Below are 13,675 nucleotides of genomic sequence, written 5' to 3' on the forward strand. Positions count from 1 at the left end.
CTTTCTGGATACCGCCTCATAGCGCGCCACGAATGCCGGCGACTTGATCTGGATCAATTCCTTTCCTCTCCGCGTGTGCGAAAACCGGGCCATGCAAACGCCGGCCGTTCCCGCACCAGCCTCTGATCCCTCAGTCCCCTCGCCCGGCGCTTTCCAGGCGCTCGCCACCGCAAGGCAGCTTGCAAAACGCGGTTTGCGCCAGTTGCTTGCCGCGCAAGTCGCCCGCACCGCGCTGCGGCTTGGCTTCGCCGCCACGGCGGCGATGGCGGTGGGGCGGCTCGTCATGGGGGAGCCCGTCGCCGCCTGGGTCGTCCCGGTCGCGATGGTTTTTCTCCTGGCTGCCTGCCTCGCCGGGCTTGCCGCCGACAGGGCGCAAGCCTCCGCGGAAACCGCCGTGTCGATCGGCCTGCGCGAGCTGGCGGGCAAGCGGCTGGACGAGATGCCGGCACGTCAATTACAGGCGCTTTCGGTCGGCGGCGTCATCATGTCGATGCAGCGTCACCCGGAAGCGGTCGCCGGCCTCGCCGTCGGCCATCGCGCGGCAAGCGCCATGATGGCGGCCGGGCCGCTGCTCGCCGCGGCAGCCCTTTTCCTCGTCTCCTGGCAGGCAGCGCTGCTGGTCATCTGCCTGACGCCGGTGATGATCCTGTTCTTCGCACTGATAGGCGATGCCATCCGCCGACGCGCCGATGCGCAGGAACGCGCCTTCGGCCGGCTGGCCGGCCAGTTCGCCGACCGCCTCCGCACCTTGCCCACGATCCTCGCCAACCATGCCATGACCGGCGAAGAGGCAAAACTGGCCCAGCGCCTCGAAGCCTATGCCGGCAACACGATGGGCGTGCTGCGCATCGCCTTCGCCAATGCCGCCATCATCGATTTCTTCGCCTCGCTCTCGATCGCGATCCTCGCCGTCTTTCTCGGCCTCGGCCACCTGAAGCTCGCGATGATTCCCGGTTTCTCCAATCTCGAGCTCTGGCAGAGCCTGTTCATCCTGATGATCGCGCCGGAATATTTTGCGCCTTTCCGGCGCTTCTCCGAGCAGTACCACGCCAAGGCGGAGGGGCTGGCGGCGGCCGACGCGCTGGACGGGCTGCTCGATGTCAGTCCGGTTGCGGCCAAAGCCCTGCCGGTGCTCGACCGGCTGTCCCTGGCGCTGCCGGCGCGCGGCCTCGTCGCCGTGGTCGGTCCCAGTGGGTCAGGGAAATCGACCCTGCTGCGTCGTCTCGCCGGCCTCGAACCGGGCGGCAAGCCGACGCCGGGAGCCCACCCGTTGGCCGCCAAGGAAATCGCCTGGGTCTCGACGGACGCATACGTGCCGGAAGGAACGCTGGCCGAGGCGGTTTCGTGGAACGCCGGCGCGGTGGACCGAAACCGGCTGGAAGACGCCGCTGGCGCGATCGGGCTGCTTGACGACGCGCTGCTGCCGGGCGGCCTCGATGCCAAGCTGGACAAGGGCGGCGCCAACCTTTCGGGCGGCCAGCGGCTGCGCATCGCGGTCGCCCGGGCGCAACTCTCCGTTCGGACCGTGCTGGCCGACGAGCCGACCGCGAAGCTCGACCGCGAGACGGCCGAAGCCGTGCGGCGCATGCTGCTGGAGATGTCGCGGAAGCGGCTGGTCGTCGTGGCGACGCATGACCGGGACCTCGCCGCCGCCGCGGATATCGTTCTGGATCTCACCCGCAACGATACCGTCGAGGTGGCGGCATGAGCGCTGCATATCAATCGTCGAGCCGTAAGTCGTGGCGGCTGGCGACGGGCTTCGCCTTCGCTGCCCTGGCCTGCGCCATATTGCTGGGCGGGGTTTCCGCCTGGCTGCTCGGATCGGTGGCGATCGCGGGCCTTTCAGCGGCCGCCTTCACCTTCAACTTCCACATCCCGGCCGCTTTGATCAGGATGTTCGCGGTCGGCCGCACCGCCGCGCGCTATGGCGAGCGGTTGACCGGGCATAAGGCGGCGCTCACCGATCAGGTGGCGCGGCGCGTCGAGCTCTTCGCCGCCATGGCGGCGGCGCCGGCCGTGCGCCGGGCCGGATGGCAGCTCGGCGACGATGCCCGCCTCGCCGACTATCTCGACGACGTCGAGGACCTCGACTACGCCAGGCTGCGCGCCGGCCTGCCAGCGCTGACGCTCGGCTGCGGCCTCGCGGCCCTGATCGCGGGCTCGGCGGTGCTGGCGCCTTTATCCCTTTTGCCGATCACCCTCTTTCTGCTTGCCATCCTGTTCGCGGGGAACCGGGTGGCCAAGGCTGGCGCCATGGCATGGGGTGAGACCAGGTCGCTGCGTCGCGGGGGCGCAGTGAGGCTTGGCGCGGCCATGGCGTCAGTCATCCCCTTGAAGGCGGAAGCCGCCTGGAGCCGCGAAGGCACTGAGGCCCTTACCGCGCTCTCCCGCGCCGACGGCGCGCTGCTTGCGCTTCGCCGGCTGCAGGCCATGCTGGACATGATCGGCGCGGCCTTCGGTCCGGTTGCCGGCATCAGCGTGATGGCGGCCGCCTGGCATGCCGGCAGGCAAGGCGCGGACCTTCTTGCGCCTATGCTGCTCGCCTTCTCCTGGCTGGCGCTGGGCGAAGCCATGAATGGCGCGTCGCGCATGCTGGTTGCCGTGCTTCGCCGCAACGCGGCGCGCAACGAGATCGAGCAATGGACGCAGACAGCGGCAGCGGCCGGCAGACGCGATTCGGCTACCGCCGAGGCTCCGCCGCGCCTGCTGCGCCACGGCGCGCTGCAGCGTCGCGCGCCTGACGGCCGCGCCATCGGAATGCCCATCTCCCTGCTTCTCGCACCGGGCCAGCCGACGCTGCTCGTCGGGGCGAGCGGCTCGGGCAAGACCAGCCTGCTCAAGCAGATCGCAGGCTGGATCGGCGACGATGCCTTTGCCGCCGGCGACTGCATCCTGTCGGCGAGCGAGCGTCGGTCGCAAGCGGCGCTCGTCCTGCACGACGCGGTCGTCCTCGAGGACACCGTCCGCGCCAATCTCTTCGCCGGCGATGTCCCGGACGCGGCACTCTGGCGGGCGGTGGAAGCAGTCGAAATGGACGGCCGTATCCACGAGGCCGGCGGGCTGGACGCCTGGATCAAGCAGGACCGGTTCTCGCTCGGCGAGGTGCAGCGCATCAATCTCGCCCGCGCCTGGCTGTCGACCAAGCCCCTGATGCTGCTCGACGAGCCGACCGAGCACCTCGACGATACACAGGGAGCGCGCATTCTCGAGCGGCTACTCGCCCGCTTCAGCGATCGCATTGTCGTCGTCTCCACCCATCGCGCACCGCCGCTCCGCGATGTTAGCGTGATCGCATTGCGGCCGTGAATGCCATGCCAACCGAAGGCTGGCGGCCTTTTCACTCCTCCTTGAAGGCGTGGGCGAAACTGTCTGCGACAGGCTGAAAGAGATATTCGAGCAAGGTTCGCTTGCCGGTGACAACGGAGACGTCCACCGGCATTCCCGGATATAGCTTCACTTGCGGGAGCTTCTTGAGTTCATCCGCGCCCACCTCGACCGTCCCCCTGAAAAACGTCACGCCGCTGCGCTCGTCGATCTCGGCGTCGGCCGAAATCCGCGTAAGGGCGCCCTTCACCGTGGGCGTGGTCCTCTGCTTGTAGGCGACAAGCCGCACCGTCGCCGGCAGACCGGGGCGAACGACATCGATATCCAGCGGCTGAATCTTGACGTCCAGCACCATCTTGTCCTGGTCGGGAACCAGATCGAGAATAATTCCGCCGGGGGGTACAACGCCGCCCGGCGTGAAATACCGAAGGTTCATTACTGCCCCATCTTCCGGCGCGACGACATCCTGGCGCGCTGCACGCGCGTCGGTCTTTTGAAGTGCCTTTTCGAGCTCAGAGCGTTTGGTCTGAACGTCACGAAGGTCCTCGGCGGCCTTCTTGACATAGGAGAGCCGGCCATTATCGATCTGCGCATCCGCCTCGGCGATCTGCTGCCGCAGGCTCTCTATATTCCCACGGTTCGAATCGGCCTCACCCTTTGCGGCGATGATCTGCCGTTCGAGCTGGAGCACGCGGGACTTCACCCCATAGCCTTTCTTGAGAAGTGTGCGGGCGTCCGCCAGCTCTTCCCGCAGAGACGGCAACTGGATCTCGTAGGCCGCAACTCTCGCAGCGAGCGCAGACATCTGGGCATGGTATTGGGCGATCCGCTGCTGCCAGACCTCGACCTCCGACGCCTGAACCTTGGCCTGGTCCTGGAAGATGCGCTCCTGCCCGGCCATGGCCTCGGCGACGGTCGGTTCGCTTCGCCGGGCCGACAGGTCCGCCGAAAAAGGAATTGTCTTCAGGCCGTCGCGCTGCGCGATCAGGCGGGCTTCGCCGGCGAGCGCGGAATCGAGTTCGCCACGCACGGCATCGCGATCGGATTCCGCGTCAAGCCCGTCGAGGCGGACCAGTATCTGGCCCTGCTTGACCAGGTCTCCCTCCCGGACCAGGATTTCCCGGATGATGCCGCCTTCCAGGTGCTGTATGGTCTTGCGATTGCTGTCGACCTTTACCACCCCGGGCGCGACCGCCGCGCTCGTCAGCGGGGCGGTGGCTGCCCAGAGGCCGAAGCCGCCGAACAGCAGGCCGATGACGGTCAGGCCGCCGAAGACATGGGCGCTTACCGCCGGCCAAGCGGGCGGTGGCGGCGGCATTTTCACCGAAAGGGCGGCTTCCGTCACGACCCGGTCCTTTCGGAGCTCACGACCCGGACCTGCGGCGGGGCGTGCTGCTGCTCGGGGCGGCGCAGTTGCGCAAGCACGGCGTCGCGCGGGCCGAACATCTGCGACTGGCCTTCGTTGAGCACCAGGACGCAATCGACGTTCACCATCAGCGGTGGGCGGTGGGCGACGATCACCACCGTCGAGCCGGCCTCCTTCATTGCGGCAATCCCCTGGTTCAGCGCTTCCTCTCCGACTGCATCGAGATTCGAGTTCGGCTCGTCCAGCACGACCAGCGCCGGACGGCGATAGAGCGCCCTGGCAAGGCCGATGCGCTGGCGTTGCCCGCCGGAAAGCACCGACCCCTGTTCGCCGATCTCGGTATCGTAGCCGTTCGGGAGCCTGAGGATCATCTCGTGCACGCCGGCCATCCGCGCGGCGGCCACGATCTCGGCCGGATCGCCTTGCTCCATACGGGCAATGTTCTCGCGGACGGTGCCGGGAAAGAGTTCGACGTCCTGGGGGAGATAGCCCACATATGAGCCGAAATCGGCGCGGTTCCAGGAAAACACATCGACACCGTCGAGCCGCACCCGCCCTTGCTGTGGCGAAAGCATGCCGACGATCAGGCGGGCAAGCGTCGACTTGCCAGCAGCCGACGGCCCGATCACCGCAAGCACCTGGCCTGGCGGCACGACGAAGGAGAGGTTCCTCAGCACGGGCTCCTTGCCGCCGGCCGGCGTATAGACGAGGGCGTCGACCGAGAGGCGTCCTTGGGGCCGCGGCAATTCCATCCCTGGCGGACGCAGCGACGGAGCCTCGAACAGCCGGTCCAGCCGACGCCAGGCCTCGCGAGCGGCGGCCGTCTGCTTCCAGGTTGCGATAGCCTGCTCGACTGGGGCGAGCGCACGCGACATGATGATCGAGGCCGCGATCATGGCGCCGGGCGAGACTTCGTGGCGCAGCGACAGCCAGGCGCCGAGCCCCAGCACCGCGACTTGCAGGAACATCCGGAACGGCTTGGTGAATGCATTGATCAGGCCGGCCCAGTCGCTGGCGGTCGTCTGCAGCGCGAGCACGGACGCATTGGCCGCATCCCAACGCCGGGCGAGCACGCCGCCCATGCCCATCCCGTCAATGACCTCGGCATTGCGGAAACCGGCATCCGCCGCCTGGTAGGCGCGCGCGGAAGCGGCGTTGGCCTGTTTGAGCGTGTTGGCCGTCAGCGCGTTGTTGGCGAGGGCGAAGCCGAACAGGATGATCGCGCCGCCCAGCGCCAGAAGTCCAAGCAGGGGATGCAACAGGAAGATGAAGCCGAGATAGAGCGGCATCCACGGCGCGTCGAACAGCGCCATGATGCCGCCGCCGCCAAGATAGCCGCGCAGCGTGGCGAGGTCTCGCAGCGCCTCGGTGCGGTAGGAGGAGGCGCGCAACGCGTTCTCAAGCCCGCGGCCCAGCACCTGCGGCGACAGCACGCGGTCGATCCAGGCGCCGAGCTGCACAAGCAGCCGCGAGCGGAAGAATTCGAGCGCACCCATCGCAGCGAGCGCCATTGTCGTGATCAGCGTCAGATAGACGAGCGTCTCCACGCTGCGTCCCGTCAGCACACGATCATAGACCTGCAACATGTAGATCGAGGTCGAGAGCACGAGCAGGTTGATGACGAAGCTGAACCCCGCCACCGCGGCGAAACCGCCGCGGCAGCGAGACAGGGCAAGCTTGAGGGGAGAGAGGCCCTGCATCACGATCATCTACCGCTTCATCGTCTTCCTGTGGGCCCCATCAGGCATGCAGATTGAAATCTGCGCTGCTCAGATTGTTCACCCCCAGCAGGTGGATTTCGATGACGTCCGTACCGCTTGTAATCGTCTCAGCTGACGTACCGGCATTTGCGTAGACAACGGTGTTCGTTCCATCCGTCGTCCAACCGACGCTGTGCGCGGCAAGCGTTGTCGAAGCACCTAAGTTGGTCGGAGTGCCAGTCAGATTGAGTGCGTTCAGGAAGTCGAGCTTGTCCGCCCCGTGGACGAAGTCCTGGATCGTATCGAAGGCGGCATGGGTGGAGTCGGCAACCGCCGTGTAGACGAAATGGTCGGCACCGTCGCCGCCGACCAACCAATCAGCGTTCGCCTTTCCAATAATCGTGTCGTTGCCCGCACCACCGAAGATGTAGTCGACGGCAGAGGTTCCGGTGACGCTGTCCGTGCCTGCTCGACCGTCAGCGATAGTCGGATCGGTACTTACCAGTGTGATCGTGTTGTCGACGTTGCCCCCATTGGCGTTGCCGATCCAAACGGTGAACGACTGTGGAGCCGATGAAGCCGAATGACTGTCAGTGGCGGTGACAGTAAGAGTGCCTGTTGCCGAGCTTCCTAGTCCGACGCTGGCGGTTAGCTCTCCGTTTGCTGCAACCGCGACTGTCCCGGACCCACTCCAGGTAGCTGCAAAGGAGACACTATCGCCTGCATCGGGATCCACGGACAAGAAGTGGCCCAGATCGACAGGATTCACGTCGGCGATCGGAGCCGAGCTCGGAACGAAGACCGGGGCGCTCGGCGCATGGTTGGTCACGGGCTCGTCGGCACCGTTCACCGTGATATCGATCACGTGGTCCGTGCCATCGGCCGACGCCACATGGATCTGGTCGTGCGGATGGTCCGCCGAAGTCAGAGCCTGGACATTGGCCGCGGCATTGTTGAGCGTGTAGACCCAGTTTCCACCGGCATCGATTGTCAATGAACCGTAGGTGCCGGCAATTGGATTGCTGCCATTGTGCACCTGGAACGAGCTCTGGCCCGCGTCGGGGTCGTTGACGGTCAGAGCGCCGTTTACGGTCAGCGCGGCATCCTCGGTCACGGAACCGCTGCTGCCGCCGCTGATCACAGGCGCGTCGTTGGCGCCGTCGATGTGGATGGTGACGGTGCGGGTGTCGGTGCTGCCCTGGCCGTCATCCACCTTCACCGTGTAGGTCTCGGTCAGGTGATCGCCGGCGCCGAGCGACTGCGCCGCCGCGTTGTCGAGCGTGTAGGTCCACTTGCCGGTCTGGTCGACCGCGATCGAGCCGTAGGCGCTGCTGTTGGCGCCATCGATGCTCCAGGTGTGGCTGTCGCTGAGGTCGACGTCGCTGAAGCCGAGCTGACCCGAGGCGGTCTGCGTGCCGTCTTCCTTGACCGTGCCGCTGTCCGTCGCCCCGGTGATCGTCACCGCGTCGTTGGCGCCGTCGATCGTAATCGTCACGTTATGCGTGGTCGTGCCGCCGTGGCCGTCGTCCGCCTTGACGGCGTAGGTCAAAGTGAGATGCTCACCCGCCGCGAGATAGTCGAAAGCTTGCGGCGTGGAATTGAACGACCAGTTGATCGCGCCAGAGGTGTGGCTGTTGTCGATGATGGGATTGCCGCCCAGCGACAGCATGTTCACGACGTCGGCAGCGTGAAGGGAGCCGGTAGCCCCGCCCAGGGTCACTCCCGTCACCGAGGCTTTGACCGTATCATGAATGTCGACATCGCTGACAGTCAACGTGCCGTTTGTCGACAAAGGGGAGTTTGTTTCGTTAAGCGTGGCGGCATCGTGATCGCCGGCGGCGACGGTGATCACCGGGGCATCGTTGGTGCCGGTGATCACAACCGAGAGCGTGCCGACGCTGAGCGTGCCGTTCGACATCTTGATCGTGTATTGGATCGTGTCCGTGAACTGCTCGCCGGCGCCGAGCGCGTTGATCTGCGCGCTTAGAGCGGTCGCGTCATAGTGAATCTTGTTGTCGGTGCCGATCCAGAATTTCGCCCCGCTCGTGCTGCTGGTTTCGACGATGTTCGCACCGTCCTGTATCAGCAGATCCTTGTTATAGTCAGCGAACGCCTTGTTGGTGACGACGATCCCAGCCCCTCCGTCGTCGTTCTTGAGGCCGTCATCCACCGAATAGATCGTCGTCTTGGTCCCGCCACCGCTTGCCGCAAGGACGTCGAACGTGAACTGAAGGCTGCCATCTTCCGTGCCGGATTGCGTCAGATCGGCTGCTGCCCCCGAATTCGAAAACGTGACGGTCGAACCTGAAACTGTCGTAGTCGCCATTGCCAATTTCCCCCTGTGATCCCTTCGCGAACAATGGACTTGTTCGCCCCAACGGTTACCGCTGATCCTGGCGCGCGCACTTCGCCGTCGCCGCGAGCGCATGCTCCTGCCTGCGGCGGTTGGTCAGGACCAAGCCATTCTGATTGACCGAGAAGACTTCTCTCGTTGAGAGACAAAGACCCACCCCGAGCGCTTGCGCGCTCGCTCCCCAACACTCACTCCTAGCTGGCGTGCCCCTCATGTCGCCGCTATTGCGGGACCAAGCCTGTCTATAGGCAGTTATATTAGCTTTTTATGATTTGGAAACCATAACCGCTTATATACCGGTGGGTAATGTTAACGATTTGTTAGATATTTAACGAATCGGGGATCGGCCGCTTAATGGCGTAAAACTGACGTCGCGCCGCGGCTTGGCCGTTGGCTTTGTCATACCCGGATACATATTATCGCGTGGTCCGACAGTTAATTAGAAGAATCTAATAAACCTGTCACCTGCCGATTGATGGCGCAAATCCGCCAAAGCTTCGCGCGATGTGTCCCGATGCGCGTCCGTCAGCCCGCCAGGCTGTCCTGCTCCGCGGCATTGGGATCACCCGGCGCCGTCGCCCAGGCGAGCTCGACCAGCGTCACGGTGCGCCGTCCGGTGCCGTCGACCTGGCAGACAATGAGCCCCTGCTCCTCGATATAGTCGAGCAGTCGCCGTGCACGACGCAGCGAATGCGAGCCGTAGGCGCGCGCGATCGCGGCGTCGCTCGGGCATGGCCAGCCCTCCTTGGCGGCGCGGGCGATCATCATGAACACGCCCTGCATGTCCTCGGGCAGCAGCGAGGCGCGCACGGAAACGTCCCGCCACGCATCGTCCTCGGCCATGTCGGAGCCGACGCCGGCGCGGGCCCGCGTCAGCATGCGGCGGAATTCCGCGAGGTCGGGCACGACCGAAGCCAGGCCCTCGATGCGGCAGCGGACCACGAACTCCTGGTAGAGCACGCCGATGACGCGGAAGCCCGCATCCGGCTCGGCCAGGATGGCGCGCAGGATGCGGTCCATCCGCTCGCGCCGCTCGGCGAGGTCCTCGGCGCTCGGCTGCGGCTCCGCCGGCTCGGGACGAATGTCCAGCGGCGCGGCCTTGGCCGCCATCAGCTGATCGAGCAAATCCGGCGAAGGCCGGCGTTGCTGCCTGACCGTCTCCGGCGGTGGCGCGGCCAGAATGATCGAGCGCGCATCCTCGAGCGCGGCTTCTGGCAGCGGCATCAGCCGCGGCGTGCCGTTGCGCGGGCTGGTTTCGGTCTGGCCGATGCGCAGGCTGAGCGGACGGCGCGACAAGGCAGGCCCAAGCGCCATGAAATGCCCGCGCTCCAGGTCGCGGAACGCTTCGGCCTGCCGCCGCTCCATGCCGAGCAGGTCGGCCGCGCGCGCCATGTCGATATCGAGGAAGGTGCGGCCCATCAGGAAGTTGGAGGCTTCCGCCGCGACGTTCTTGGCAAGCTTCGCCAGCCGCTGCGTGGCGATGATGCCGGCAAGCCCGCGCTTGCGGCCGCGGCACATCAGATTGGTCATGGCGCCCAGCGAGAGCTTGCGTGCCTCGTCCGAAACCTCGCCGGCGGCGGCGGGCGCGAAAAGCTGCGCTTCGTCGACCACCACCAGCATCGGATACCAGTGGTCGCGCGCGACCTCGAACAGCCCGCCGAGGAATGCCGCGGCGCGCCGCATCTGGTTCTCGGCATCGAGCCCTTCGAGATTGAGCACCGTCGAGACACGATGGATGCGCGCCCGCTCGCCGGCCGCCTGTAGGCCGCGCTCGGTATGCTCCTCCGCATCGATCACCAGATGGCCATAGTGTTCACCCAGCGACACAAAGTCGCCTTCGGGGTCGATGATGGTCTGCTGCACCCATGGCGCGCTCTGTTCGAGCAGCCGACGCAGCAGGTGCGACTTGCCGGAACCCGAATTGCCCTGCACCAGCAGGCGGGTGGCCAGCAGTTCCTCAAGGTCGAGGGCCGCCGGCGCGCCCGCCGTGGTCTGCCCCATCTCGATTGCAACGGTCATGTCTCGACTCGGATCGTCTCCCTGCGCGGGATCGGGTTATCAATCCGAGCGCGAGGCGTCGAGCACACCACGACCATTTACCGGGTGTTCCACAGCTACTCGCCCTTTGGCGGCAGGCTGTCGGCAATGACTCTGGTCGGACCACCATTTCGCTGGCGCCGGTCGGCCATTGGCGTATCATCGCTGCGGGACAGGGTTCATGGCAGGAGGAGGCCGATGGACGTCGCTGCCGAAGTGCCCGTCGCCGCGTTGACGGTGCAAGATCTTGTTGCGTCTGCCCTTTCGAAATTTCGCGCCGGCGACACCGTCTCGACGCGCGCGATGCTCAACGCCATCCGCCGCTCCGATCCAGCCTGCGACGACAGCGACGATCATCTCGTCGAGCTGATCGTCATGGCGGCAATTGGTAAGACCATGGGTGTTGTCTTCGACCACCGCTCGCCAGACGAGCGGCTGCCGCTTCTCGCGTAGTGCGGACCGCTACCAGCTTTCTCAGCAAGGCGTGTCGAGATTCAGGTCAGGCCGAGTTTGCAGGCCGGCCTCACCTGGATATCGGCATGCCTTAGCCCAGCGGATGCGGCATATAACCGACGAAACCCGCGATCTTCCAGCGGCCGCCGACCTTGCGGCAGAAATAGAGCGTCTGCCATTTGAGCCGGTCGACGCCGCCGTCGGCCTTGGCGACGGAGCCGTCGAACTTCTTGTGCAGCACCGCGCGGTCGCCATCGACATCGATGTCGCGCATGTTGGTGACGCGGAACAGCGCCTCGCGCAGCGGCTCGGCGAATTTCGTCGCCGCGGTTTCCTTGGCCTGGCGCAGCCATTCGTCGCGATAGACCTCCAGCCTCGGGAACTGCAGCCGCCAGGTATCGGCGTTGGCGAGGAAATGCGCATGCATGCCGAAGAAGCTGTCGGCGACGAAATCGTCCTCGACCATCGACCAGTCCTGTCCGAGGAAGGCATCGATGTCGCGCCGCACCAGCATTTCCCACAGCGCGTGGCGGTCGGCATCGCCTTCCGGGAACGGGTTCTTGTCGAAGGTCATGCTGTATCTCCCCTTCCTATATCCGCGCGGCCGGACGCAGCACCGAGCGCAAGATGCTCAGGCTCCTGTAATAAAGCAACATGGATTTCGAAAAAATGTTGCTTTCCGACATTGGCTCTATGAGGATCATGGCGACAAGCGTAGACGGCTATGTGACCGGTTCCCATCCGTCGACAAAAGGAGGCTCACTTGCCCAAGCAGTGCTTTGGAAAATCCCACGTTCCGCTTTCGCCCGCCGTGCGCGCCGGCGATTTCGTCTATGTCTCCGGCCAGGTGCCGGTGGGCGGCGACGGGCTCGTGGTGAAGGGCGGCATCGCCGAGCAGACCGAGCAGGTGCTGCAGAACGTCAAGGCGGCGCTGGCGCTCGCCGGCTGCACCATGGACGATGTGGTGAAGACCACTGTCTGGCTGGAGGATGCGCGCGATTTCGGCACCTTCAACACGGTCTACGCAAAGCATTTCTCCAAAGACCCGCCGGCGCGCACCACGGTCGAGTCGCGCCTGATGATCGACATCAAGATCGAGGTCGAGGCGGTTGCCTACCGACCGCTCTGATCGCGGACACGAAGCAACAGGGAGGGCACCGATGCAGTTCGATCTCCTGATCAAGGGCGGGCGCGTCATCGATCCCGCATCGGGCCTGGACGCGCAGCGCGACGTCGCCATTGCCGATGGCAGCATTGCCGCGATCGACGCCGCCATCGATGCCGAGGCGGCGCGTGAAGTGGTCGATGCCAGGGACTGCATCGTCACGCCCGGCCTCGTCGACCTGCACAGCCATGTCTATTGGGGCGGCACCTCGCTCGGCGTCGACGCCGACCGGCTCGCCGCCAAGAGCGGCACCACCACCTTCATCGACGCCGGCAGCGCCGGCGCCGGCAATTTCCTCGGCTTTCGCCGCCATGTCATCGAGCGCTCGAAAGTCCGCATCCTGGCTTACGTCAACATCTCCTTCGCCGGCATATTCGGCTTCGCCAAGACCGTGTCGGTCGGCGAATGCAGCGATCTCAGGCTTTGCGAGCCGCGTGAAACGGTTGCCGCGGTGCGCGAGCACGCCGATGTCGTCGTCGGCGTAAAAGTCCGCTCCGGCAAGCATGCCGGCGGCACCAGCGGCATCGCCCCGGTCGACCTCGCGCTCGAAGCCGCGGACAAGGTCGGCCTGCCGCTGATGGCGCATATCGACGAGCCGCCGCCGGGCCGCTCGGAAGTGCTGCCCAGGCTGCGGCGCGGCGATATCCTCACTCACTGCTTCCGCCCGTTCCCCAACGCGCCGGTCTTCGCTTCGGGCGCGGTGCGGCCGGACATGCGGCTGGCGCGCGAGCGCGGCGTCATCTTCGACATCGGCCACGGCATGGGCTCGTTCGACTTCGAGGTGGCGAAGGCGATGCTCGCCGAGGGTCTCGCGCCCGACGTGATCTCGAGCGATGTGCACCTTTACTGCGTCGACGGCCCGGCCTTCGACATCCTGGTCTGCATGTCCAAGCTCATGGCACTTGGCATGCCGCTGGTCGAGGTGCTGCGCGCGGCGACAGCAAATCCCGCGCAGGCGATTGCCAGGCCCGAGCTCGGTGCGCTGAAGGTCGGCGGCATCGGCGACGTCGCGGTGCTGAAGTCCCAGCCCGGCCGCTTCACCTTCGTCGATGCAGTCGGGGCGTCACTAATCGCGGATCAGCGCTTGGTTTCAAACGGCATTGTCATCGCCGGCAAATGGTGGCCGAACGAAGTGCCCGACCACAATGAGACCGAGCGTTTCGAGACGCATGCGCATCATACGCATGTGGATGTGGCGGCGAGGCATTTTGGCCCTTCATCTTCGTCATTCTGGGGCGGAGCGACGCGAAGCGGAGCGCAGACCGTAGAATGACGAA

General features: G+C 65.6%; 10 protein-coding genes. 5 read left to right on the forward strand and 5 right to left on the reverse strand.

Annotation, left to right across the window (positions count from 1 at the left end; translation table 11 throughout):
* The first annotated feature begins 91 nt into the window (after positions 1–91).
* Positions 92–1,708, forward strand: coding sequence for an ATP-binding cassette domain-containing protein (locus FJ471_RS09535; protein ID WP_140802925.1), 1,617 nt, complete (start codon positions 92–94; stop codon positions 1,706–1,708).
* The gene (locus FJ471_RS09540; RefSeq protein WP_140802926.1) at positions 1,705–3,306 is read left to right on the forward strand and encodes an ATP-binding cassette domain-containing protein; all 1,602 of its coding nucleotides are present in this window, start codon (positions 1,705–1,707) and stop codon (positions 3,304–3,306) included. The genes FJ471_RS09535 and FJ471_RS09540 overlap by 4 nt, the downstream gene beginning before the upstream one ends.
* Positions 3,307–3,337: 31 nt before the next feature.
* Here the strand turns inward: FJ471_RS09540 and FJ471_RS09545 are convergent, their stop codons facing one another.
* The 4 genes from FJ471_RS09545 to FJ471_RS09560 all read right to left on the reverse strand — a co-directional run bounded on the left by FJ471_RS09545 (position 3,338) and on the right by FJ471_RS09560 (position 10,762).
* Positions 3,338–4,669, reverse strand: a complete 1,332-nt coding sequence (locus tag FJ471_RS09545; protein WP_140802927.1) for an HlyD family type I secretion periplasmic adaptor subunit — start codon at positions 4,667–4,669, stop codon at positions 3,338–3,340.
* Entirely contained in the window at positions 4,666–6,399 is a 1,734-nt protein-coding gene (locus tag FJ471_RS09550; RefSeq protein ID WP_140802928.1) for a type I secretion system permease/ATPase, read from the reverse strand. Before FJ471_RS09550 ends, FJ471_RS09545 begins: the two co-directional genes overlap by 4 nt.
* A gap of 31 nt (positions 6,400–6,430) precedes the next feature.
* Complete coding sequence (locus FJ471_RS09555) at positions 6,431–8,716, reverse strand: VCBS domain-containing protein (protein WP_181179287.1); 2,286 nt, start codon at positions 8,714–8,716, stop codon at positions 6,431–6,433.
* 552 nt (positions 8,717–9,268) lie between these two features.
* On the reverse strand, positions 9,269–10,762 hold the full coding sequence (locus tag FJ471_RS09560) for an ATP-binding protein (RefSeq protein WP_140802930.1): 1,494 nt from the start codon (positions 10,760–10,762) through the stop codon (positions 9,269–9,271).
* A gap of 216 nt (positions 10,763–10,978) precedes the next feature.
* On the opposite strand from FJ471_RS09560, the gene FJ471_RS09565 reads away from it, so the two are divergent.
* Positions 10,979–11,233 (forward strand): hypothetical protein, encoded by a 255-nt coding sequence (locus FJ471_RS09565; RefSeq protein WP_140802931.1) that lies wholly within the window; start codon positions 10,979–10,981, stop codon positions 11,231–11,233.
* A gap of 91 nt (positions 11,234–11,324) precedes the next feature.
* On the opposite strand, the gene FJ471_RS09570 is transcribed toward FJ471_RS09565, so the two are convergent.
* The gene (locus FJ471_RS09570; protein WP_140802932.1) at positions 11,325–11,807 is read right to left on the reverse strand and encodes a hypothetical protein; all 483 of its coding nucleotides are present in this window, start codon (positions 11,805–11,807) and stop codon (positions 11,325–11,327) included.
* A gap of 189 nt (positions 11,808–11,996) precedes the next feature.
* Between FJ471_RS09570 and FJ471_RS09575 the strand changes: the two genes are divergently transcribed.
* Together FJ471_RS09575 and FJ471_RS09580 are read left to right on the forward strand one after the other, a co-directional pair.
* Positions 11,997–12,362, forward strand: a complete 366-nt coding sequence (locus FJ471_RS09575; protein WP_140802933.1) for a RidA family protein — start codon at positions 11,997–11,999, stop codon at positions 12,360–12,362.
* A 31-nt stretch (positions 12,363–12,393) separates the two neighbouring features.
* The gene (locus FJ471_RS09580; RefSeq protein ID WP_140802934.1) at positions 12,394–13,671 is read left to right on the forward strand and encodes an amidohydrolase/deacetylase family metallohydrolase; all 1,278 of its coding nucleotides are present in this window, start codon (positions 12,394–12,396) and stop codon (positions 13,669–13,671) included.
* Positions 13,672–13,675: the final 4 nt, after the last annotated feature.

This window comes from Mesorhizobium sp. B2-7-1 (assembly GCF_006440735.1).
In the GTDB taxonomy this organism is placed as follows: Bacteria; Pseudomonadota; Alphaproteobacteria; order Rhizobiales; family Rhizobiaceae; genus Mesorhizobium.